Source organism: Streptomyces flavochromogenes, assembly GCF_000717595.1.
Classification (GTDB): Bacteria; Actinomycetota; Actinomycetes; order Streptomycetales; family Streptomycetaceae; genus Streptomyces; species Streptomyces flavochromogenes.
This window is the reverse complement of record NZ_JNZO01000005.1, coordinates 269,156-291,572: the sequence shown is the minus strand read 5'-3', so window position 1 is coordinate 291,572 and position 22,417 is coordinate 269,156. Positions and strand designations below refer to the sequence as shown.

Sequence of the window (22,417 nt, the reverse complement as noted above, 5' to 3'; positions counted from 1 at the left end):
TCCTCAGGCGCGCAGCAGGATGGCGGAGGTGGGGACGCCCTCGCCCGCCGTGACGAGGCAGGTGGCGGCGTCGGGGACCTGGGCGGTGGAGGTGCCGCGGAGTTGCTTCACGCCCTCGTTGATGAGGTTGAAGCCGTGGACGTACGCCTCGCTGAGTCCTCCGCCGCCGGTGTTGAGGGGCAGCCGGCCGCCGATCTCCAGCGCGCCGCCCTCGGTGAAGGCGGCGCCCTCGCCGCGGCCGCAGAAGCCGTAGCCCTCCAGGGAGAGCGGGACGAGGGGGGTGAAGGCGTCGTAGATCTGGGCGACGTCGACGTCCTGGGGGCCGAAGTCGGCCTGCTTCCACAGGTGGCGGGCGGCGGTCCAGGCGGGTCCCGAGAGCGGGTCGTCGTTCCAGTAGTTGACCATGCCGTGGTGCTGGGCGGGCAGGCCCTGGGCGGCGGAGTGGACGTACACGGGCTTCCGCCGGCAGTCGCGGGACCGCTCGGCGGAGACGATGACGCAGGCCAGCGCCCCGTCGGTCTCCAGGCAGTTGTCGAAGAGGCAGAGGGGTTCGCTGATCCAGCGGGAGGTCATGTACATCTCGCGGGTCAGCGGGCGTTCGTACATGATCGCGGCGGGGTTCTGGTTGGCGCGGTTGCGGCAGGCCAGGGCCACGTTGAAGAGGTGGTCGCGGGTGGCGCCGTACTCGTGCATGTAGCGGCGGGCGAGCATGCCGATCTCGTCGGCGGGGCGGAGCAGGCCGAAGGGGCGGGTCCACTGGCCGGGGGTGGGCAGCTGGACGGCCGTGTTCTTCCAGGGGCGGGGGCCGCTGCCCCGCTTCCGGGACCGCCAGGCGACGCCGACGCTCGCCTGTCCGGTGGCGACGGCGGCGGCGAGATGGCCGACGGTGGCGCAGGAACCGCCTCCGCCGTAGCCGACCTTGGAGAAGAAGGTGACGTCGCCGGCGCCGATGGCCTTGGCGACCTCGACCTCGTCGGTCTCCTCCATCGTGTACGAGGCGAAGCCGTCGACCTCGGAGGGTTCGATCCCGGCGTCGTCGAGCGCGGCGAGGATCGCCCGGCAGGCGAGTGTCTTCTCCGTCTCGGGGAGCTGTTTCGCGAAGGCGGTCTGACCTATGCCGACGATGGCCGTGGCGTCCTTGAGCACCGAACCTCCTCATGGGGCAGCACTGCTGACAGCGCGTCAGGCTACAACTAATCTGACGGATAGTCAGCTACAGGAGGTTGGGTATGGACATGCGCGGCGACCTGGAGTGGGGCACGATCCCCGGTCTCGTCCGAGCGGCCGCCGAGCGGTACGGCGCGCGGGAGGCCGTCGTCGACGGCCGCAACCGCGTCAGCTACGCCGAACTCGGCGAACGCGTCGAACGGGCCGCGGCCGCCTGTCTCGCCACCGGCATACGGGTGGGGGACCGGGTCGCGATCTGGGCCCCCAACACCCTCGACTGGATCGTCTCCGCGCTCGGCGCCGTCACCGCCGGCGCCGTCCTCGTCCCGCTGAACACCCGCTTCAAGGGCACCGAGGCGGCGTACGTCCTCCAGCGCTCCCGCGCCCGGCTGCTCTTCGTCACAGGCACCTTCCTCGGCACCTCGTACGTGGCCTCCCTGCGCCGCTCCGGGGTCGCCCTCCCGGACCTGGAGAAGGTCGTGGTCCTCGGCGACAGCGCGCCCGAGGAGTGGGCGACCTGGAAGGAGTTCCTGGCGGCCGGCGACACCGTCCCGACGGCCCGGGTCCACGCGCGGGCCGCCGTCATCGACCCCGCGGCCCCCTCGGACATCATCTACACCTCCGGCACCACCGGCCGTCCCAAGGGCGCCGTCATCAGCCACGCCCAGAGCCTGCGCTGCTACGCGATCTGGTCCGAGCTGGCGGGCCTGCGCGAGGGCGACCGCTATCTCGTGGTCAACCCCTTCTTCCACACCTTCGGCTACAAGGCCGGGATCCTGGCCTGCCTGATGCGGGGCGCGGTGATCGTCCCGCAGTCGGTCTTCACGGTCGACACGGTCCTCGCCAACATCGCCGCCGAACGCATCACCGTCCTCCCCGGTCCGCCCACCCTCCACCAGTCCCTCCTGGACCACCCGGCCCGCGGGGGTCACGACCTCTCCACCCTCCGCCTCGTCGTGACGGGCGCGGCGGTGGTCCCCCTCCGCCTGGTCGAGCGCCTCCGCTCCGACCTGGGCGTCGGCACGGTCCTCACGGCGTACGGCCTCTCCGAGGCGAGCGGCATCGTCACCATGTGCCGCCGCGAGGACCCGGCCACGACGGTGGCCACCACATCGGGCCGCGCGATCCCCGGCACGGAGGTCCGCGTCTCCCCGACGGGCGAGGTCCTGGTGCGCGGCCACCACGTGATGGCCGGCTACTTCGAGGACGAGGCGGAGACGGCGGCGGCGATCGACGAGGACGGCTGGCTCCACACGGGAGACATCGGCGTGCTCGACGAAGAGGGCAACCTGCGCATCACCGACCGCCTCAAGGACATGTTCATCGTGGGCGGCTTCAACGCCTACCCGGCCGAGATCGAGCAGCTCCTCGGCCTCCACCCGGACATCGCGGACGTCGCCGTCATCGGCATCCCGGACCCGAGGCTGGGGGAGGTGGGCAAGGCGTTCGCGGTCCGGAGGCCGGGCGCGAGGGTCACGGCGGACGACCTGATCGCCTGGTCACGGCGGGAGATGGCGAACTTCAAGGTGCCGAGGGAGGTCGAGTTCGTGACGGAGCTGCCGAGGAACGCGAGCGGGAAGGTGGTGAAGGGCGAGCTGAGGGCGAGGTGTGCGGGCGCCGCCTGAGCCCGTCCGCCGCCGAAGGGAGTGCAACCGTCCGCCGCCGTGTACACGTCATAGGGGCAGTCCTCGGCGAACCGCAGTCCCACCTCCCCTGGAGCAGCCCGTGTCCTCGCCAGCGCCTTCCGAGATCCCTCTCACCCTGACCCCGCAGCAGGCGGCCCAGGGCGTGATCATCACCGTCACGCTGCCGACCGGCCCCGCCCACCTCAGCGTCCGCCCCTGCCGCCACGGCGAACTCGTCGCCGCACGGCTGGGCGAGGGCACGGTGTACCTGCGCATCACCGTCGCCGGCGGACAGAAGAAGGGCGGCATCCTCGGCTGCCTGATCCCGCTCGCCGTCATCGGCGCGATCATCGGGGGCTCGTACGTCCTGAACGACGACAAGGACGACCATCCGGGCTCGACGGGCCCGGGCCCCATCCCGACGTTCTCCTACCCGCCCCCGCCCACCTTCGACGTGGACGGCACCCCCGACGCCGACCCCACCGCCGGCGCCACTCCGACGGAGAAGGAACCCGACCCGTACGAGAAGGGCACCTGCCTCAACGGCTCGCTCCCGGACTCGACGACCGCGCAGTCCGTCAGCGGCGTCGACGAGGTCCCGTGCTCGGCGTCCGACGCGCACTACAAGGTGATCCAGACGTTCCCGTTCACCTCCGACATGAACCGCTGCAACGCCAACCCCAAGACCCAGTACGCCTTCTCGCACCGCTACACGAGGAACGGCACGACGATCAACGAATACGTCTACTGCCTGATCGGCCTCGGATCCTACGCCCGCTGACCGAGGACGCGACACCGCGCCCCGAGGGGCCGTACACACACCGGAGGGGCCGGGCAGCTGCCCGGCCCCTCCACGTGCGGTGGTCCGATCGCGTTGCGCACGGTCCTGCCCGGACGGATCCCCCCTGGCTCCGCCGGGTGTCCCCCAAGTCCGTGTGCTCCCCCGTCGACCGGACCTCCCTTGCCGGCCCCGGCAGCTCCCCCGAAGTCGCCGCCGCGGCCGTTCCCCGTCGGGAGTGGTCTACTTGGCCGGCTCCGTGGTGGCGTGCATGTTGTCGGTCGTGGCCGTGCCGGCGCTGCCGTCGATGGGCTCCGTCGTGGCGTGCATGTTGCCGTTGATGCCGAGCTTCTCGGCCACCGAGTCCTTGAGCGGGGCATCGGTCGCGTGCATGTTCTTGCTGACGATGTCTTCGCCGGCGGCGGGCACGTTCGTCGGTTCCAGATCGGCCATGCTGATCAACTCCCGTAGTGTCGTCGTGTGGGTGGAGTGGGCCTTCCGGCTGTTCCCCCGTGGACTGCCGGAAGGCCCACTCGGAGCCGCTCACCCTAGTGCGACGGTGTGACGGCCGTACCATCGACCCGTGTGCCCCCCGACGCAGCGGGCCGATACGAGAAGACTGCCGTGCCGTCATAAACGAACGATGAACAGGCAGCTCAGCGGTCAGGCGGCCGCCGTCTCCCGCAGCAGGTCGCGTACGTCGGACTCCTCCGCCGAGCCCAGCTCCACGAAGATGTCGAGGGCCTCCTGCCAGCAGACCCGCGCCCGTCCGTACTGCCCTATGCCGGACAGCGCGCGGCCCAGCACGACGAGCGCCTGCCCCCGGCGCCACTCGCCGCCGACGCCCCGGAGGATGACCAGGGCCAGCTCCGAGTGGGACGCGGCCTGGGCGTAGCGCCGGGCGGCGATGTCCACCTCGGCGATCCGGAAGAGGGACATTCCTTCCCAGAGGCGCTGCCTGCTGTCCCGGAACACGCTCAACGCCTCGCCGAGCCGGGTCGCCGCCTCGTCGAGCCGGTCGCCCTGGGTCAGTGCGAGGCCCAGCGCGTAGCGGCCGTTGGCGCCCTTGAGGGCGTGGCCCATCGCGTCGTACATGTCGGTTCCCCGCTGGGCGAGTTCGACGGCGATGTCCGTCTGCCCCATGGCCAGATGGATCCGGGAGAGGTTGCACAGGGCACTGGCCTCGCCCGCCTCGTCGTCGCAGGCGCGGAACGAGGTCGTCGCCTGGGTCAGGAAGCGTTCTCCGTCGTCGTTGCGCCCCTGGTAGAGGGCCATGATGCCCAGAGCGTTGGCGGCCCAGCACAGCGGAAGGGCGTCGCCCGTCGACGCCGCGAGGTCCATCGCCTCGTGGGCCTCGCCGTCGGCCTCGTCGAAGCGGCCCGCCACGTGCTGGACGTACGCGAGGGTCAGGGCCGCCCGGCCCTTGGCCCGCAGGTCTCCCGCCGTGCCGGCCGCCTCCCGAAGAAGCGTCGCCACCGTCTCGTACTCCCGGGAGTTCGCTCCCGACTCCGCCAGGTCGAGCGAAGCCCAGAGCAGGTCCACCGCGCGGCGCAGCGTCTCCGGACTCGCCGCCGACTGGCGGACCGTGGCCAGGAGGCAGTTCGCCTCCGCGTACAGCCAGTCCTGGGCCGTGTGGCGGTCGGTGAAGGTGAGGCCCTCGTGGGTGGTGGGCTCCAGGTGGTCGACGAGCCGGTCGCCGGGGCGCTCGATCGCGTACACCCGCGCCGCCGTCGACAGATAGAAGTCCAGGAGACGCGAGAGCGCCGCCTCCTTCTCCGACGGCGGCTGCTCGTCGCGGTCCGCGCACGCACGCGCGTAGAGTCGCACCAGGTCGTGGTACCGGTAGCGGCCGGGCGCCGCCGATTCCAGGAGGGACGTGTCGACCAGGGCCTCCAGGAGGTCCTCGGTGTCCCAGAGCGGCAGGTCGAGGACGGCCGCGGCCGCCGCGAGCGAGATGTCCGGGCCGTCCGCCAGGCCCAGCAGCCGGAACGCCCGCGCCTGCGCCGGCTCCAGCTGTCCGTAACCGAGCTCGAAGGTGGCCTTCACCGCCAGGTCGCCCGCCTGGAGTTCGTCCAGGCGCCGCCGCTCGTCCGCCAGCTTCGCCGCCAGGACCGACACCGTCCACGTCCGGCGCGCCGCCAGGCGCGAGGCCGCGATCCGGATCGCCAGGGGCAGGAAACCGCAGGCGGCCACCACATCGAGGGCCGCCTCGCGTTCCGACTGGACCCGCTCCGCGCCCACGATCCGCGTGAAGAGCTGGAGAGCCTCCTCCGGGGACATCACGTCCAGGTCCACCAGATGCGCCCCCGCCAGGTCGACCATGCGGATCCGGCTCGTCACGAGCGCCGCGCAGCCCGCCGTCCCCGGCAGCAGCGGGCGGATCTGGGCCGCGTCCCGCGCATTGTCCAGGAGGACCAGGACCCGGCGCCCGTCCAGCGTCGAGCGGTACAGCGCCGCCCGGTCGTCGAGCGAGTCCGGAATGGCCGCGTCCGGGGTGCCGAGGGCACGGAGGAAGGAGCCCAGGACCGTCTCCGGCGCGGCCGCGCGCGAGCCCGCGCCCTGGAGGTCCACGTACAGCTGCCCGTCCGGGAAGTGCGGCCGCGCCTCGTGCGCGACGTGCACGGCAAGCGTCGTCTTGCCGACCCCGCCGATGCCGGCCAGCGCCGACACCGCCATGACATGGCCCTCGGCCGTGGCGAGCCGGGCGCCCAGCTCCCGCACGAACGGTGCCCGGCCCGTGAAGTCCGGCACCGTCGCCGGGAGTTGCGCGGGGCGGGCGACGGGCGGAGCGGCCGGGGCAGCCTCCTCCACCGGGCGGGCGAGTTCGGCGTCGGCCTGCAGGATGCGCTGCTGGAGCCGGGAGAGTTCGGGAGTGGGGTCGACGCCCAGCTCCTCGGCGAGCAGCCGGCGCGTGTCCGCGTACACCGCGAGCGCCTCGGCCTGCCGCCCGCTCCGGTAGAGGGCGAGCATCAGCAGCTCGCGGAGCCGCTCCCGCAGCGGGTGCGCGGCGGTGAGCGCGGTCAGCTCGGACACGGCCTCCGCGTGCGCACCGACCTCCAGGTCGATGTCGAGCCGGGTCTCCAGGAGTGTGAGCCGCCACTCCTCCAGACGGGTCCGCTGCGTCTCGGCGTACGGCCCCGGCACGGAGGCCAGCACCTCGCCGTCCCACAGGTCCAGCGCCTCCGCGAGCCGGTCGCGGGCGCCCGCCCGGTCTCCGGCTGCCCGCAGCTTCTCGGCCTCGGTGCCGAGTTCCTGCGCGGTGGCGACGTCGAGCGCGGCGGCGGAGGTGCGCAGGGCGTAGCCGCCGGACTCGCTGACGAGGACCTTGGGGCCGAGCGCCTTGCGGAGCCGGGAGGCGTACGTCCGTACGGCCGCGAGGGCCTGCGAGGGCGACTCCTCGCCCCAGAGGGCGTCGATCAGCTCGGAGGCGGTGGCGGTACGCCCGCCCCGGAGGAGCAGTGCGGCGAGCAGGGCCCGCTGCTGGGGCGACCCGGTGGGCACGGGCTCCCCGTCCCGCCAGGCGCGGACGGGTCCGAGCACGGCGAACCGGAGGAGTCCGGAGGGTGCGGTGGGGTGGGGAGTGGGGTCGGGTGGGGTGTCGGGACCGAGGCCGCTGTCCGTTCCCGATTCCGTTCCCGGGTCGGTTCCCGGTTCCGTTCCCGCGTCAGGGCCCGCATGAGGGTTCGCAGTCCTGCCCGCGTCCGGTCCCGCGTCCGGCCTCGTGCTCGCCCCCGCGTCCGGCCTCGTGCTCGTCCCCGTGCCCGTGGCATGGCCGGAATTCGTGCCCGCGCTCTGGCTCACGCCCTTGCTTCCGGCCTCGTCCCGGCCCGTGACGGCCTGCGCTTCCGTGCCCGCCCGTCCGCGACCGCCCTCGTCGGGGTTCAGGCCCGTGCCGGCGTCCGCGCCCGTCTTCGGAGCCCGTTGCACCGGAACTCGCGGCCCGCTCTCACGGTCCATAGCTCCCCCTGCCCGTACCGCCAACGCTTGTTTCGCCCTGGACAGTCTGCCTTGTACGGAGGGAGTCCGTCAGCATCGGGTCAGCCGAGTCCGGGCCGTGATACGGCCGTAGTGAGCCCGTCATACCGCCGATTCACCGCACGCTAGCTGACGGGTCGTCAGATCGGCGCTACCGTGAAAGCCATGGAGACCTTCCCGAAGATCATCTCGGTGGACGACCACACCGTGGAGCCCCCGCACGTCTGGCGGGACCGGCTCCCGTCCCGGTACCACGACACCGGACCCCGGATCGTCCGCGCCCCGCTCAAGGAAATGACCTTCCTCGGCGGGAAGTTCGCCCCCGTCATGGGGGCCAGGGGAGACGAGGGCCCGGTCGGCGACTGGTGGGTCTACGAGGACCTGCACCGGCCCCTCACCCGCCTCGACACCGCCGTCGGCTACGACCGCGACGAGATACGGCTCGAAGTCATCACGTACGAACAGATGCGGCCCGGCTCCCACTCGGTGCCCGAGCGGCTCGCCGACATGGACGTCAACCACGTCCAGTCCGCGCTCTGCTTCCCGACCTTCCCCCGCTTCTGCGGCCAGACCTTCACCGAGGCGGGCGACCGCGAGCTGGGACTCCTCTGCGTCCGGGCGTACAACGACTGGATGGTGGAGGAGTGGTGCGGGCCCGAGGCGCACGGGCGGCTCATCCCGCTCACCCTCATCCCGCTCTGGGATCCGGAACTGGCCGCCGCCGAGGTCCGCCGCAACGCCGCGCGCGGGGTGCGGGCGGTCGCGTTCTCGGAGATCCCGCCTCACCTCGGGCTCCCCTCGGTGCACACGGACCACTGGGACCCCTTCTTCCGCGCGTGCGACGAGACCGGCACGGTCATCGCGATGCACATCGGCTCGTCCAGCCGGATGCCGTCGACGTCCGCCGACGCCCCGCCGGCCGTCGGCTCGACCATCACCTTCGCCAACTGCTGCTTCTCGATGGTCGACTGGCTGATGAGCGGCAAGTTCGAGCGCTTCCCCCACCTCAGGATCATGTACGCGGAGGGGCAGATCGGCTGGATCCCGTACATCCTGGAGCGCGCCGACGTCGTGTGGGAGGAGAACCGCGGCTGGGGCGGGGTCGCCGACAAGGTGCTGCGCCCGCCGTCCGAGCTCTTCGCCGGGCATGTCTTCGGCTGCTTCTTCGACGACGCGTTCGGCCTGCGGAACCTCGACGCGATCGGGGTCGGGAACGTCCTGTACGAGACGGACTACCCGCACTCGGACTCCACCTGGCCCAAGTCCAGGGAGGTCGGCGAGGCGCAGATGGGGCACCTGGCCCCGGACGTCGTCGAGCGCATCGTGCGCGGCAACGCGATCGACCTGCTGGGGCTGACCCCGGAAGGGCTCTGGCGGGCCTAGTACCGCGACCACGGCCGGGCTTCCCCCTTCGGCGGGGGAGCCCGGCCGCTCTGTCGCCCGAATGGCCCAGCGGGAGGCCGCCCTGATGGCGGAGTGTCATCGAGTGCGCGCAAATCGTAATCAAGTGTGCGTTTCTTGCACATCACGAGACAGCCAGTGGGTGTCCTCCGGGGCGTCCACGAACGGAGCCTGTGACATGACCCCCCACCCCCTCCCGCACCTTCATCCCGCGGACGACGAGATGGAACCCGACGACATAGAACCGACCACAGAGCCCCGCCCGGGTCCGTCCCGCGACCCGGTTGTCTCCTCGCCCCCGACGCTCGGCGCACCCGACCTCTCCGACCGGCCGACGGCGCCCCCCGCGGAGCCGAAGTCCCCGGCCGTGCCGGTGTCCCCCGTCGCGCCGAAGTCCCCTGTCACTGCGACGGTTCCGCCCGTGACGGCGCCGCCCGCCACCCCGAAGCCGCAGGCCGCGGGCTCCGGGCCCGAGCCCTCCGCGGCCGCCGCCCCGAAGGCCCCGGACGCCCCGAGGCCCCGGCCCGGAACCGAGGCGTCGGCCCACGAGGAGTCCGGCGACGAAGCGGTCCACACCCTCCTGCGGACCGCGGCGACCGAGCGGCCGGTGGAGGAGGTCGCCGCCCTGGTGGCGCGCCTCCAGGAGACCGGCGAACTCTCCAGTCCCGCCGACGTGGCGCTCCGCGCGGCGGCCGTCACCCGTCCGCTGGACGAGGTGCGCCAACTGCTCGCGCTGCTGAACGCGTCCGGATACGAACTCCGCCAGGCCGAGACCACCCTGCGCGCCGCTGCGGTGGGCCGGCCGGTCGAGGACGTGGTCCGCCTCGTCGGCATCCTCGGCGCCGACAGCAGCGACTGGCACTCCACCGCGGGCGGGGACGCCGGGGCGGCGCGGGACGCCGAAGCCGACGAGCAGGACCACGCGCGCGCCGGCGGGACTGCCGCACCGACCGTGACCGCCCCGAAGAGGCGTGACCGGGACGCCGCCAAGGGGTGGAGGTCCACCCTGGACGGCGCGCTGGCGGCGGGCCCCGGCAGCCACGTCGCCTCACCCGCGCTGAGGTCGGTGCTGCGCTGGCCCGCCGCGCTCGCGCTGTTCGTCTGCGGCGTGATCCACCTGCCGACGGACCTCCCGGGCCTGCGCTCGGGCGGCGACGCGCAGGCGCTCTCCGTGGTCGTCACGGTGCTCTGCCTGGCGTGCGCGGCCTGGCTCGCGGCCAGGGACACCCTCATCGCCTGGGCCGCCGCCGCGGGTGCCGCCGTCTTCGTCATCGCGGTCCACGGAGTCGCGGGCGCACGCACCGTCGAGCTGCTGAGCGGCAGCCTCGGCACCACGTTCGCCTGGGCGAAGGCGCTGGGGCTCCTGTGTGCCGTGGGCATCGTCTGCCTGGCCGCCTCGGCCCTGGTGCGCCACGCGAAGGCGTCCGGCGCGACGGGCGGCGCCTGACGCCCCTGACGCGCCTCACGTATCGGAGGGCGAGGACGAAGATCCGCCCCCGCCCGGGCAGCTCCCCGCTGCCCGGGCGGGGGCGTCGTCGCGTTCCCGGGATGCGCACCCCCCTTGCCTGATGGGCCGTCAGGTACGAGCATGGGCCCCGCTCGTCGAAGTGACGGTTCGTCAGATGTGCGGTCGCCGGGCGGCCGGGGCTCAAGGGGGTTCCTCATGGTGGTCTACGGGATGCAGCTGCCGGTCCAGTCGCAGAGCGCGATCTACGCCGAGCCCTGGGAGGCGGACGCTGGTGCCGCCGATCTGCTCGCCGTCGCCCGCGCCGCCGAGGATCACGGATTCGACTACCTCGCCGGTTGCGACCACGTCGCCATCCCGCGCCGGCTCGCCGAGGCCATGAGCACCGTCTGGTACGACCCGGTCGCCACGCTCTCCTTCCTCGCAGCCGCCACCGAACGCGTCCGGCTGCTCTCCCACGTCGCCGTCGTCGGGCTGCGCCATCCGCTCGTCACCGCCAAGGCGTACGCGACGCTCGACCGCCTCTCCGGCGGCCGGCTCGTCCTGGGTGTCGGCGCCGGGCACGTACAGGAGGAGTTCGAGGCGCTCGGCGTGGACTTCGCGCGCCGGGGCGCCGTGCTCGACGAGACCATGGACGCGCTGCGGGCCGCGCTCGGGCCCGAGGAGTACCCGGAGCACCTGGGCGAGCGGTTCGCCTTCAAGGACCTCGGGCAGCTGCCCCGGCCGGCACAGGAGCGCGTCCCGCTCTGGGTCGGCGGCTCCTCCCCGGCCGCCGTGCGCCGCGCGGCGCTCAAGGGTGACGGCTGGCTCCCGCAGGGCGACCCGCGCGAGCGGCTCGCCGTACAGATCCAGAAGCTGCTGCGGCTGCGCGCCGAGGCCGGGATCGCGGAGCCGATCACCGTCGGCGCGATCGCCGAGCCGCTGTACATCGGCACGCCCGGCTGGCCCGTCGGCCGGCGCACCCTCAGTGGCCGCCCGGAGGACATCGCCGCCTCCCTGCGCGCGTACGGGGAGATGGGCGTGCACCAGATCCAGGTCCGGTTCCGCTCCCGGAGCCGTACCGAACTCATCGACCAGATGGCGGCCTTCGGTACGGAGGTCGCCCCTCACCTCTAGGAGTACGGACATGGGCACACTCGACGGGCGGGTCGTCCTCGTCACCGGTGCGGCGCGCGGACAGGGCGAGCAGGAGGCCCGGCTGTTCGCCGGGCAGGGGGCCAGGGTCGTCCTCGGGGACGTCCTCGACGGCGCCGGCGCGACGCTGGCCAAGGAGCTGGGGGAGGAGCGGGCCGTCTACGTCCGTCTGGACGTGACCAGGGAGGACGACTGGGTCGCGGCCGTGGCCGTCGCCAAGGAGCGGTTCGGGAAGATCGACGGGCTGGTCAACAACGCCGGCATCCTCCGCTTCAACGAGCTGCTCTCCACTCCGCTGGAGGAGTTCCAGGCGATCGTCTCCGTCAACCAGACCGGCTGCTTCCTCGGTATCCGTACCGTCGCGCCCGAGATCGCGGCGGCCGGCGGCGGGACGATCGTCAACACGGCCTCGTACACGGGCCTGACCGGGATGGCCGGCGTCGGCGCGTACGCCGCCTCGAAGCACGCCGTCCTCGGGCTGACCCGGGTGGCCGCCCTGGAGCTGGCCGCGAAGGGGATCCGGGTGAACGCCGTGTGCCCGGGCGCCATCGACACCCCCATGAGCAACCCGGAGGGCGTGGACCCGGCCGCCACGGCCGAGCTGTACCGCAAGCTCGTGCCGCTCGGACGGATCGGGCGCCCCGACGAGGTGGCGGCCCTCGCGCTGTTCCTGACCGGGGAGGACTCGGCGTACATCACGGGGCAGCCGTTCGTGATCGACGGCGGCTGGCTGGCGGGAGTCAGCCTCTTCTAACCCTATCTGACGGCTCGTCAGGTATTGACGGGTCCACCCCGCGGTGCGACAGTCGGGCACATCACGAATCTGACGACACGTCAGAAACTCACGAGGACGGTGAACCCCCTTGGAATTCGGGATCTTCGTACAGGGATACGTCGGCAAGCGCGCCGAGACCGATCCCGAAGCCGAGCACAAGGCGCTCATGGAGGAGACCGAGTACGTCATCCAGGCGGACAGGTCCGGCTTCAAGTACGCCTGGGCCTCGGAGCACCACTTCCTGGAGGAGTACTCGCACCTCTCCGCCAACGACGTCTACCTGGGCTACCTCGCCCACGCCACCGACCGGATCCACCTCGGCTCGGGCATCTTCAACCCCCTCGCCCCCGTCAACCACCCGGTGAAGGTCGCCGAGAAGGTCGCCATGCTCGACCATCTCTCCGGCGGACGCTTCGAGTTCGGCTCCGGCCGGGGTGCGGGCTCCCACGAGATCCTCGGGTTCATGCCGGGCATCACCGACATGAACCACACCAAGGAGCTGTGGGAGGAGACGATCGCCGAGTTCCCCAAGATGTGGCTCCAGGACGAGTACGTCGGTTTCCAGGGCAAGCACTGGTCCCTGCCGCCCCGCAAGGTCCTCCCGAAGCCGTACGGGAAGTCCCACCCCGCCATGTGGTACGCCGCCGGATCCCCCTCCTCGTACGCCATGGCCGGCAAGAAGGGCCTCGGCGTCCTCGGCTTCAGCGTGCAGAAGGTCTCCGACATGGAATGGGTCGTCGAGTCGTACAAGACCGCGATCAAGGAAGCCAAGGCGATCGGCGACTTCGTCAACGACAACGTCATGGTGACCTCGACGGCGATCTGCGCCGAGACGCACGACAAGGCGGTCGAGATCGCGGTGGGCGGCGGTCTGAACTACCTCCAGTCCCTGCTGTTCCGCTACCACGACACCTTCCCGCGGCCGGAGGGCATCCCCGAGTGGCCGGAGCTCCTGCCCGAGTACTCGGCCGAGATCATCGAACTCCTCATCCAGGAGGAACTGATGATCTGCGGCGACCCGTCGGAGGTCCTGGCGCAGTGCAAGCGGTGGGAGCAGGCGGGGGCGGACCAGCTGTCCTTCGGGCTGCCGATCGGGATCTCGTACGAGGACACGATGAACTCGATCAAGCTGATCGGTGAGCATGTGATCCCGAAGATCGACACGGACCCGGTCCACCGCACGACCCGCTTCCGTCAGTCGTCGGGCGCGTAGACCGGAACATGCCCGCGGCGGGCCGCGCCCGCCACCCCACGGGCCGGCGCCCTTGGCGGCGCCTCCGCCCCTTGTGCCTGGACCCGCACCCACAGTGCGGCGCGCACCCGGGTGCGGGTCAGGGCGCGGAAGCCCGGGCCCGGCAACGGGCGCCGTTCCGTTGTGCCCACCCCCCCGGACTCCGTCCGGGGGGACCCCCACGCCCCAGCGGAACAGCTGCCCGCAACGAGGGGGCAGCGGGGGCCTAGCCCACAGCGGGGGCGGCGGGGCGGGCGCGGCCCGCAGCCAGCGGCCCGCAACGGGGAGGCGCGGGACGACGCGGCCCGCGCCGGCGCAGCCCGCAAGCCCGCAGCGTGGGGGTCGTGTGCCGGCGCGGCCCGTGTGCGCCAAGCGCGGGGTGGTGTCTTCCCGGACCGCTGCCCCGTACCGGCCCCGGCCGGAGGCCGTTCCGCGGCGGCCCCCGGTCCGGGGCACACCCGTGTCCACGTCCAGAAAGGGACCGTCATGCTCGACCACCTCATCACGGGCGCCACCGTCGTGGACGGCACCGGCGCCCCCGCCTTCACCGCCGACGTCGGCATCCGCGACGGCCGGATCGCCGTCGTCGCCGAGCCCGGCACCGTACGCGAGGAGGCCCGGACCACCGAGGACGCCACGGGTCTCGTCCTCACGCCCGGCTTCGTCGACCCGCACACCCACTACGACGCCCAGCTGTTCTGGGACCCGTACGCCACCCCGTCCATGAACCACGGCGTCACCACCGTCGCCGGCGGCAACTGCGGTTTCACCCTGGCCCCGCTCCATCCGGACCGGCCCGAGGACGCCGACTACACCCGTCGCATGATGTCCAAGGTCGAGGGGATGGCCCTGAAGGCCCTGGAGGAGGGCGTCGACTGGTCCTGGTCGTCGTTCGCCGAGTACCTCGACGCCCTCGACGGCCGTATCGCCGTCAACGCCGGTTTCATGGTGGGCCACTGTGCCCTGCGCCGTTACGTGATGGGCCCGGACGCCGTCGGCGGGCAGCCCACCCCCGAGCAGCTCGCGCACATGGTCGCCGTCCTCAAGGAGGCCATGGAGGCCGGTGCCTGGGGGCTCTCCACCACCCAGTCGTCCACCCACTCCGACGGCGACGGCGCCCCCGTCGCCTCCCGGCACGCCGGCCCGGAGGAGCTCATCGCGCTCTCCCGTGCCGTCGGCGAGCACGAGGGCACCCAGCTCGAAGCGATCCTGGCCGGCTGTCTCGACCAGTTCTCCGACGACGAGATCGAGCTGTTCGTCGAGATGACCGCCGCCGCGGGACGCCCGCTCAACTGGAACGTCCTCACGATCGACGCCGCCGTCCCCGAGCGCGTCCCGCGCCAGCTCACCGCCTCCGAGCGGGCCCGGAAGTCCGGCGGCCGGATCGTCGCCCTCACCATGCCGATTCTGACCCCCATGAACATGTCGCTCGGGACCTTCTGCGCCCTCAACCTCATCCCGGGGTGGGGCGAGATCCTCGGCCTTCCCGTCCCCGAGCGGATCGCGAGGCTCCGCGACCCGGACGTGCGGGCCGAGATGCTGCGGCGCGCCGACTCCAAGGAGGCCGGGGTCTTCCGGCGCCTCGCCCACTTCGGGCGGTACGTCGTCGGGGACACGTACAGCCCCGAGAACGAGGGCCTCACCGGCCGCGTCGTCGACGACATCGCGGCCGAGCGCGGCCAGGACCCGTTCCAGTGCCTCGTCGAGATCTGCGCCAACGACGAGCTCCGGACGATCCTGTGGCCGATGCCCAGCGACAACGACCCGGCGTCCTGGGCGCTGCGCCGCGAGACCTGGGACCACGAGGACGTGATGCTCGGCGGCTCCGACGCGGGCGCCCACCTGGACCGGATGTGCGGGGCGCCGTACACGACCCGGTTCCTCGGTGACTGTCTGCGCGGCCGGAAGCTCGTGCCCCTGGAGCGGGCGGTGCGGATGCTGACCGACGACCCGGCCCGGCTCTTCGGGCTCCGCGAGCGCGGCCGGGTCACCGAGGGCTTCCACGCCGACCTGGTCCTCTTCGACCCGGAGCGGATCGACGCGGGTCCGGCGACCCTCGTGCACGACCTGCCGGGGGACAGCCCGCGGCTCGACTCGCGGGCGGTCGGCATCGTGTCGGTACGGGTCAACGGCGTGGAGACGGTACGGGACGACGAGGTGACCGGCGCGGTCCCGGGGAAGGTACTGCGCTCCGGCCGTGACACGAGGACGGTGGCGACCAGGTGAACCAGAAGCTCTTCATCGGCGGCGAGTGGGTCGAGCCCGACGGCGGCCACTACGAGGTGATCGATCCGGCCACCGAGGAGGTCGTGGGCCTCGCCCCGGAGGCCTCCCGCGCCCAGGTGTACGACGCGGCCGCGGCTGCCCGCGAGGCCTTCGGCTCCTGGTCCCGGACGAGACCGGAGGAGCGGGCGGCCATCCTCGACCGGGCCGCCGACCTGATGGCCAGGGACGCCGAGGCGAACACCCTCCTCGCCCGCGCCGAGACCGGCGCCACCACCGGCACGGCGCGCGGCATGCAGGTCGCGGTCGGCTCCGCCCGCTTCCGGCGGTACGCGCGCGGGGCCATGGAGCCGGTCGAGCAGGCGCTGCCCCCGCAGATCAACGAGGCGGGCCCGATGGGGAAGGCCGGGGTGTTCGGCGCGGTGGCGGTGCGCCGCCCGGTCGGGGTCGTCACCTGCATCACCTCGTACAACAACCCCTGGGCCAACCCGGCCGGCAAGGTCGCCCCCGCGCTCGCGATGGGCAACACGGTCCTGGTGAAGCCCGCCCCGCAGGACCCGCTCTCCGTGTACGCGATGACCCGCGCCCTGGAGGAGGCCGGCGTCCCGCCGGGTGTCGTCAACGTGGTCACCGGCTCCTCGGTGGAGGCGGGGAGGGCGGCCGTGGACTCGCCGGACGTCGACATGGTGTCGTTCACCGGCTCCACGGCGGTCGGGCAGGCGATCGGCGAGGTCTGCGGGGGCACGCTCAAGCGGCAGCTGATGGAGCTGGGCGGCAAGGGGGCCGCGCTCGTCTTCGACGACGCCGACCTGGACTCGGCGGTGACGGGGATCGGGACGACGTTCTCCTTCTACAGCGGACAGATCTGTACGGCCCCGACCCGGGTGCTCGCCCAGCGCGGGATCTACGAGCGGCTGATCGAGAAGCTCACCGGTTATCTGGCCTTCATGAAGGTGGGGGACCCGGCGGAGCAGGGCACGATCGTCGGCCCGGTGATCTCGGCGGCCCACCGTGACCGGGTGGAGTCGTACGTGGAGCTCGGCCGGAAGGAAGGGGCGCGGGTCGTCGTCGGCGGCGAGCGGCCGGACCTTCCGAAGGGGTTCTACGTGGCGCCGACGCTGCTCGCCGACTGCACCAACGAGATGCGGGTGGTGCGGGAGGAGATCTTCGGGCCGGTCGTCGTGGTGGTGCCCTTCGACGACGAGGAGGAGGGGATCGCGCTCGCCAACGACAGCGACTACGGGCTCCTCGACTACGTGTGGTCGGGCGACGTGGCCCGCGCCTTCCGGATCGCGGCCCGGCTGCGGGCCGGCGGGGTGGGCGTGAACACGATCGGACGGAACATGGAGGCGCCGTTCGGCGGATTCAAGCGGAGCGGGGTCGGACGGGAGGTGGGCTCGTACGCGCTGCACGCGTACAGCGAGCTGCAAGCGGTGGTGTGGCCGGGCTGACGACGTCCTCGAAAATTCCTCGGGAAAATTTCGAAACGGACATTCCGGACCTGGCTGCGGTTCCCGCATATCGGACATGGGTCGACCGACCTACCAGTTGGTCGGCCCGTGCCGTTGGTCGATCTTTCAATCATTGGTACGTGTCCGCTTCGACCCTCGCAATGCAAGGCGGCGATCGATCAGATGAGCGGATTTTCATCCTCCGGATATGGAAACCGCAGCATTTAACGTCCTGTTCATGACTCAGGTGGAAGCGCGGCCCCAGGCCGGAGACACGGTAAGGGGCGTCAACGCCCCGGGTGACACCGACGGCGCGGCCGGTGCCCATGGCGTGCGCACCAAAGGCCTCGGCGGCAACTCCGTCGGCCTCCTCGGCAGTGCCGTCATCGGCATCTCGACCGTCGCCCCCGTCTACTGCCTGACCTCGACGCTCGGCTCCACCGCCGGCGAGGTCGGACTGCAGATGCCCGCGATCTTCCTCGCCGGCTTCCTCCCGATGCTCCTCGTCGCCTTCGCGTACCGGGAGCTCAACAAGGTCATGCCCGACTGCGGCACCTCGTTCACCTGGACCGTGAAGGCCTTCGGGCCCCGGATCGGCTGGATGTGCGGCTGGGGCCTCGTCATCGCGACGATCATCGTCCTCTCCAACCTGGCGGGCGTCGCGACCTCCTACTTCTGGCTCCTCGCCGGTGAGATCAGCGGCAACGAGTCCATCGCCGCCCTGGACGACAACAAAGCCGTCCACATCGTCACCTGCCTGGCCCTCATCGCCGCGGCCACCGCGATCAGCTACCGCGGCATGACCGCCACCAAGGGCGTCCAGTACACCCTCGTCGGCCTCCAGCTCGTCGTCCTCGCCGTCTTCGTGGGCATGGCCCTGACGAAGGCCGGCTCCTTCGAGACCTCGGTCGACTTCTCCTGGTCCTGGATGAACCCCTTCGCGGTGCAGTCCTTCGCCGCCTTCACCGCCGGCCTCTCGCTCTCGATCTTCATGTACTGGGGCTGGGACGCCTGCATGGCGACCAACGAGGAGACCACCGGCAGCGCCAAGACCCCCGGCCGCGCCGCGCTCATCGCGATGGTCGTCCTGGTCGGCTCCTACCTGGCCACCGGCATCGCGGCCCAGATGGTCGTCGGCTCCGGCGAGGAAGGCCTCGGCCTCGCCAACCCGGAGACCTCCGACAACGTCTTCGCCGCTCTCGCCGGCCCGGTCATGGGCCCCACGCTCGGCATCCTGCTCTTCGTCGCGGTCCTCGCCTCGGCGGCCGCCAGCCTCCAGACCACGTTCATCCCGGTCGCCCGCACGGTGCTCGCGATGTCCACGTACGAGGCCCTGCCGAAGTCCTTCACGAAGGTCCACCCGGTCTTCAAGACCCCCGGCAAGGCCACGGTCGTGGCCGGTGTCGCCACCGGCGTCTTCTACACCGTGATGACCCTGCTCAGCGAGAACGTCCTGGTCGACACCATCTACGCGCTCGGCCTGATGATCTGCTTCTACTACGCGCTCACGGCCTTCGCCTGCGTCTGGTACTTCCGGGGCGAGCTCTTCCGCTCCGGCCGGGACTTCGCCTACAAGGGCCTGATGCCGCTGCTCGGCGGACTGATGCTGACCGCCGTCTTCGGCAAGACGCTGTACGACATGTGGGACCCGGCGTACGGCTCCGGCTCCGCGGTCCTCGGCGTCGGCTCGGTCTTCGTGATCGGCGTCGGACTGCTGCTCATCGGCGTGGTCATCATGCTGGTCATGCAGCGCCGGAGCCCCGCGTTCTTCCGCGGCGAGGTCCTGACGAAGGAGACGCCGTCGCTGGTCGTCGCCGACTGAGTCGGGCGCGTCTTCCCGAGTCGTGGAAACGCGAAGGTGGCGGGCCCGTGGGGGGTCCCGCCACCTTCGTCCTGCGTCACCCGCGTACGGCTCAGCGGTGTCCGGGGAGCAGGCGCTCCACCGCCGCGTTCGCGGGCGGCAGGTCGGGCGTACCGGCCGGCTTGGCCTTCGGGGTCAGGACGCCGCTGAGCGGCACGACCGACGGCAGGTTCACCCCGCCCGCGTCGGCGGCGGCGGTTCCGGCGGCGGCCAGGCCGCCGGTCGCGGCGAAACAGGTCAGGGCGACTGCGGTGAGCATCTTCTTCATGCCCGCACCAACGCGGACGGCGTGGATCCGGTTACGAAGCCGCTCTCGAAGCCTTCCTAGGATGCATCCATGTATGGGGAAACGAACTGGTCGCTGCGCCCCGGGCGGGCGGACGACATCGAGGCGATGGCCGAGCTGCGGGCCGTGGTCATGCGCGACGACCTCGTGCGCCTCGGACGCTACGACGCGCACCGGGTGCGGCAACGGCTGCGGGACGGCTTCTCGGCCGAGTACACCTCGGTCATCGAGGTGGACGGCGCCTTCACGGGCTGCGTCACGCTCCGCCCGTACGAAGGCGGTGAAGGGCTCTACCTGGAGCACTTCTACCTGGCCCCCGAGGTCCAGGGGCGGGGCCTCGGGGCGGCGGTCCTGCGGGAGCTCCTCGCCCGGGCGGACGAGGCCGCGGCCCCGGTCCGCCTGGTCGTGCTCCAGGGCAGCGCCGCCCGCCGCCTCTACGAGCGGGAGGGCTTCACGTACGAGTCCGAGGACCCGGTGGACGTGTTGCTCGCCCGCCGGCCACGGGCCGCCGCCGCCCCTGCCCGACCGGCCGCTCCCGCCTGACCGGCCCCCGCCTGCCCCCGTCAGAGGCCGACTCCGGCCGGCTGGCGGACGGTGACGTTGATCCGGTTGAACAGGTTGGTGACCGCGACCATCAGGACGATCGCGGCGAGCTGCCTCTCGTCGTAGTGGTCGGCGGCGGCGTCCCAGACCTCGTCCGGCACGGCGTCCGAGGTGTCGGCGAGCCGGGTCGCCGCCTCGGCAAGGGCGAGGGCCGCGCGCTCCTCGTCGGAGAAGTACGGGGCCTCGCGCCACGCGGCGACGGCGAACAGCTTCTCGTCGCTCACCCCGTTCTTCCGGGCGCTCTTCGCGCCGTAGTCGACGCAGAACCCGCAGCTGTTGATCTGGCTGGCCCGCAGGTGCACCAGCTCCAGGGTCGACTCGGGAACGCCGCCCTCACGGGTCGCCTTCACCAGCTCCTGGATCGCCGGACCGGCTCCGGGAAGGACGTAGGCGGGGTTGGTCATCCGGGGGGTGGTCGCGTGCGCCATGGTGATCGCTCCTCAGCGTCTCTCGGTGCGCCGTTTCGGCTGCCTTCACCGCACTGACGGAGCGGACGCGGAAGATGTGACACCCCCTCCGCCCGGACGCCCTACGCCTCCGCGATCAGCGCGGTGGCGACGGTGCGGAAACCGAGCCGCCCGTAGAGCCGGGCCACGTCCGCGTCCGACGCCGACAGGAACACCAGCTCCACACCGCGGGACCGGGCGTCGGCCACCAGGGCCGCCGTCACCGCCAGCCCGAGACCCCGCCGCCGGGCCGCCGGGACGGTGCCGACACCGACGACCTCGGAGACGTCCCCGACGGGCTGGTGCTGCCCCGCCGAGAGCGCGGTACCGGCGTCGTCCAGGGCGGCCGAGAGATGGGTGAGACCCGCCGTGATGCGCTCGGCGACCCGGGCGACGTCGTCCGGTGCCGGCTCGGCACCGAAGGCCGCGTACGGGGCGGCGACCGCGCTCGCCAGGAACGGATCGCGCGCGCCGACCATCCGTACGGTGACGTCCTCGGGCCCGGCCACCGGGAGCCCGTCGCCCTCCAGGACCATCAGCGGATGCTCGTGGACGGTGAGCCCGCTCGCCTCCACGGCCGCCCGCAGCCCCGGCGTCGTCTCCGCCACCCACTCGAACGCCTCGGGCGCCCCCAGCTCCCGCTGCCGCGCCCGGACCCGGTCCACGTCGGCGACCGTCACCTCCCCGTCGTACCCGAGCGCGGGCCGCGCGTAGTACGGCCAGCCCGCCCCCTCCCGTACGAACAGGGTCAGTGGCCCGAACTCCTCGGCACGGGCGGCGGAACGGGGGACGGCGTCGTAGTACGTCTCGATTCGCTTCAGCACGGGGGCCACGGTAGGCCCCGCCACACGAACCCGCCCGTGGATTTCCCCGCCCCGGCGGGGCGGGTGCGCACGTCTGCCCGGTTCGCTCATGGAGGCACCCTGGTGCGTACCCGTGAACGCCCGGCCAACGCGGAACGCACTCGTGTCGCACCCCTCGGAAATCCAGGCCTTACGCCCTAACGTGCCGCTATGCGGATCTCGACCACGATCTTCCTGACCGACGAGACCATCAGCCCCGTGCGGCTCGCGCGCGAGCTCGAACAGCGCGGGTTCGGCGGGCTCTACCTCCCCGAGCACACGCACATCCCCGTCGCACGGGACACGGACTACCCGGCGGGCGGCGAGCTGCCCCGCGAGTACGGCCGCACCCTCGACCCCTTCGTGGCCCTCGGCCAGGCCGCGGCGGTCACCGAGCGGCTGGCGCTCGGCACCGGCATCACGCTGATCACCGAGCACGACCCGATCGCCCTCGCGAAGCAGATCGCGACCCTCGACCACGTCTCGGGAGGCCGTTTCACCCTCGGCCTCGGCTTCGGCTGGAACCGCGAGGAGGCGGCCGATCACGGCGTGGACTGGCGCACCCGCCGGGAGCTGGGCCGCGACCGCCTGAACCTGATGCGAGCGCTCTGGGCTCCTGAACCCACAGCGTACGCAGGCGAGTTCGGCCACTCGGTCCGGGCCTCGGAGGCCTGGCCGAAGCCGGCGGGAGGCGCGCCCCGCATCCTCCTGGGCGGCGCGGCGGGACCGAAGCTCTTCGCGCAGATCGCCGCACAGACGGACGGCTGGATGCCGATCGGCGGCCGCGGCCTGACGGAGTCGCTCCCGGTCCTGAAGGAGGCCTGGGAGAAGGCGGGCCGGGACCCGAAGACCCTGGAGATCGTCCCGTACGCGGTCCTCCCGACCCCGGGCAAGCTCGCGCACTACGCGGAACTGGGGTGCGAGGAGGTCGTCCTCCAGCTCCCCCCGGCGACCGAACCGGAGGTCCTGCGCGTCCTGGACGCGTACGCCGAGTACCTCTGAGTGCCGGCGGGGTGGCGGGCGGCGGCCCGGGTCCTCGCCCGCCCGGAGCTCAGGGCGCGGCTCGCCCTGCCGATCCCCGCGGCCGAGGCCGATCCCCGAGACCGAGGCCGGGGGCGCGGACTGTCCGGATGGCCGGATCAGCCGCTTCCTGC

18 protein-coding genes are annotated in these 22,417 nt (G+C 72.3%); 12 read left to right on the top strand and 6 right to left on the bottom strand.

Annotated features, from left to right (window positions below; translation table 11 throughout):
* Positions 1–3: 3 nt before the first annotated feature.
* Entirely contained in the window at positions 4–1,146 is a 1,143-nt protein-coding gene (locus IF00_RS0107660) for a lipid-transfer protein (protein WP_030315602.1), read from the bottom strand.
* An 89-nt stretch (positions 1,147–1,235) separates the two neighbouring features.
* On the opposite strand from IF00_RS0107660, the gene IF00_RS0107655 reads away from it, so the two are divergent.
* Entirely contained in the window at positions 1,236–2,792 is a 1,557-nt protein-coding gene (locus tag IF00_RS0107655) for a FadD3 family acyl-CoA ligase (RefSeq protein WP_030315600.1), read from the top strand.
* A 100-nt stretch (positions 2,793–2,892) separates the two neighbouring features.
* A complete protein-coding gene (locus IF00_RS0107650) occupies positions 2,893–3,573 on the top strand; it encodes an LppU/SCO3897 family protein (protein WP_030315599.1) in 681 nt (226 codons plus the stop codon).
* Positions 3,574–3,813: 240 nt separating this feature from the next.
* On the opposite strand, the gene IF00_RS0107645 is transcribed toward IF00_RS0107650, so the two are convergent.
* Both IF00_RS0107645 and afsR read right to left on the bottom strand, forming a co-directional pair.
* The gene (locus IF00_RS0107645; protein ID WP_030315597.1) at positions 3,814–4,023 is read right to left on the bottom strand and encodes a hypothetical protein; all 210 of its coding nucleotides are present in this window, start codon (positions 4,021–4,023) and stop codon (positions 3,814–3,816) included.
* A gap of 210 nt (positions 4,024–4,233) precedes the next feature.
* Positions 4,234–7,527 (bottom strand): SARP-family global regulator AfsR, encoded by a 3,294-nt coding sequence (afsR, locus tag IF00_RS42575; protein ID WP_030315595.1) that lies wholly within the window; start codon positions 7,525–7,527, stop codon positions 4,234–4,236.
* A gap of 183 nt (positions 7,528–7,710) precedes the next feature.
* On the opposite strand from afsR, the gene IF00_RS0107635 reads away from it, so the two are divergent.
* The 8 genes from IF00_RS0107635 (at position 7,711) to IF00_RS0107600 (ending at position 19,047) form a co-directional block, all read left to right on the top strand.
* The gene (locus tag IF00_RS0107635; protein WP_030315594.1) at positions 7,711–8,928 is read left to right on the top strand and encodes an amidohydrolase family protein; all 1,218 of its coding nucleotides are present in this window, start codon (positions 7,711–7,713) and stop codon (positions 8,926–8,928) included.
* Positions 8,929–9,367: 439 nt separating this feature from the next.
* On the top strand, positions 9,368–10,393 hold the full coding sequence (locus IF00_RS0107630) for a hypothetical protein (protein WP_030315593.1): 1,026 nt from the start codon (positions 9,368–9,370) through the stop codon (positions 10,391–10,393).
* A gap of 216 nt (positions 10,394–10,609) precedes the next feature.
* Positions 10,610–11,527 carry an LLM class F420-dependent oxidoreductase gene (locus tag IF00_RS0107625; protein WP_030315592.1) on the top strand — a complete coding sequence of 306 codons (918 nt, stop codon included), beginning with the start codon at positions 10,610–10,612 and terminating at the stop codon, positions 11,525–11,527.
* 10 nt (positions 11,528–11,537) lie between these two features.
* Positions 11,538–12,299 (top strand): SDR family NAD(P)-dependent oxidoreductase, encoded by a 762-nt coding sequence (locus tag IF00_RS0107620; protein WP_030315591.1) that lies wholly within the window; start codon positions 11,538–11,540, stop codon positions 12,297–12,299.
* 109 nt (positions 12,300–12,408) lie between these two features.
* Positions 12,409–13,533, top strand: a complete 1,125-nt coding sequence (locus IF00_RS0107615; RefSeq protein WP_030315590.1) for an LLM class flavin-dependent oxidoreductase — start codon at positions 12,409–12,411, stop codon at positions 13,531–13,533.
* Positions 13,534–14,037: 504 nt separating this feature from the next.
* A complete protein-coding gene (locus IF00_RS0107610; RefSeq protein WP_030315589.1) occupies positions 14,038–15,777 on the top strand; it encodes an N-acyl-D-amino-acid deacylase family protein in 1,740 nt (579 codons plus the stop codon).
* Positions 15,774–17,225, top strand: a complete 1,452-nt coding sequence (locus tag IF00_RS0107605) for an aldehyde dehydrogenase family protein (RefSeq protein ID WP_030315588.1) — start codon at positions 15,774–15,776, stop codon at positions 17,223–17,225. The genes IF00_RS0107610 and IF00_RS0107605 overlap by 4 nt, the downstream gene beginning before the upstream one ends.
* Before the next feature lie 238 nt (positions 17,226–17,463).
* The gene (locus IF00_RS0107600; protein WP_030315587.1) at positions 17,464–19,047 is read left to right on the top strand and encodes an APC family permease; all 1,584 of its coding nucleotides are present in this window, start codon (positions 17,464–17,466) and stop codon (positions 19,045–19,047) included.
* A gap of 91 nt (positions 19,048–19,138) precedes the next feature.
* On the opposite strand, the gene IF00_RS0107595 is transcribed toward IF00_RS0107600, so the two are convergent.
* Positions 19,139–19,354: a hypothetical protein gene (locus IF00_RS0107595; RefSeq protein WP_030315586.1), complete on the bottom strand. Its 216-nt coding sequence runs from the start codon at positions 19,352–19,354 to the stop codon at positions 19,139–19,141.
* 69 nt (positions 19,355–19,423) lie between these two features.
* On the opposite strand from IF00_RS0107595, the gene IF00_RS0107590 reads away from it, so the two are divergent.
* A complete protein-coding gene (locus tag IF00_RS0107590; protein ID WP_030315585.1) occupies positions 19,424–19,915 on the top strand; it encodes a GNAT family N-acetyltransferase in 492 nt (163 codons plus the stop codon).
* Between the two features lie 20 nt (positions 19,916–19,935).
* Here the strand turns inward: IF00_RS0107590 and IF00_RS0107585 are convergent, their stop codons facing one another.
* Both IF00_RS0107585 and IF00_RS0107580 read right to left on the bottom strand, forming a co-directional pair.
* Positions 19,936–20,403, bottom strand: coding sequence for a carboxymuconolactone decarboxylase family protein (locus IF00_RS0107585; RefSeq protein ID WP_030315584.1), 468 nt, complete (start codon positions 20,401–20,403; stop codon positions 19,936–19,938).
* Between the two features lie 101 nt (positions 20,404–20,504).
* The gene (locus IF00_RS0107580; RefSeq protein WP_425338274.1) at positions 20,505–21,245 is read right to left on the bottom strand and encodes a GNAT family N-acetyltransferase; all 741 of its coding nucleotides are present in this window, start codon (positions 21,243–21,245) and stop codon (positions 20,505–20,507) included.
* A gap of 189 nt (positions 21,246–21,434) precedes the next feature.
* Here IF00_RS0107580 and IF00_RS0107575 point away from each other — a divergent pair, with 189 nt between their 5' ends.
* A complete protein-coding gene (locus IF00_RS0107575) occupies positions 21,435–22,265 on the top strand; it encodes an LLM class F420-dependent oxidoreductase (protein ID WP_030315581.1) in 831 nt (276 codons plus the stop codon).
* Positions 22,266–22,417: the final 152 nt, after the last annotated feature.

Bases quoted from the DNA above. Each gene is read 5' to 3' on its own strand.
- IF00_RS0107635 (WP_030315594.1), top strand. From the start codon at position 7,711: ATGGAGACCTTCCCGAAGATCATCTCGGTGGACGACCACACCGTGGAG.
- IF00_RS0107585 (WP_030315584.1), bottom strand. From the start codon at position 20,403: ATGGCGCACGCGACCACCCCCCGGATGACCAACCCCGCCTACGTCCTT.
- IF00_RS0107610 (WP_030315589.1), top strand. From the start codon at position 14,038: ATGCTCGACCACCTCATCACGGGCGCCACCGTCGTGGACGGCACCGGC.
- afsR (WP_030315595.1), bottom strand. From the start codon at position 7,527: ATGGACCGTGAGAGCGGGCCGCGAGTTCCGGTGCAACGGGCTCCGAAG.
- IF00_RS0107590 (WP_030315585.1), top strand. From the start codon at position 19,424: ATGTATGGGGAAACGAACTGGTCGCTGCGCCCCGGGCGGGCGGACGAC.
- IF00_RS0107595 (WP_030315586.1), bottom strand. From the start codon at position 19,354: ATGAAGAAGATGCTCACCGCAGTCGCCCTGACCTGTTTCGCCGCGACC.
- IF00_RS0107600 (WP_030315587.1), top strand. From the start codon at position 17,464: ATGACTCAGGTGGAAGCGCGGCCCCAGGCCGGAGACACGGTAAGGGGC.
- IF00_RS0107645 (WP_030315597.1), bottom strand. From the start codon at position 4,023: ATGGCCGATCTGGAACCGACGAACGTGCCCGCCGCCGGCGAAGACATC.
- IF00_RS0107625 (WP_030315592.1), top strand. From the start codon at position 10,610: ATGGTGGTCTACGGGATGCAGCTGCCGGTCCAGTCGCAGAGCGCGATC.
- IF00_RS0107575 (WP_030315581.1), top strand. From the start codon at position 21,435: ATGCGGATCTCGACCACGATCTTCCTGACCGACGAGACCATCAGCCCC.
- IF00_RS0107620 (WP_030315591.1), top strand. From the start codon at position 11,538: ATGGGCACACTCGACGGGCGGGTCGTCCTCGTCACCGGTGCGGCGCGC.
- IF00_RS0107655 (WP_030315600.1), top strand. From the start codon at position 1,236: ATGCGCGGCGACCTGGAGTGGGGCACGATCCCCGGTCTCGTCCGAGCG.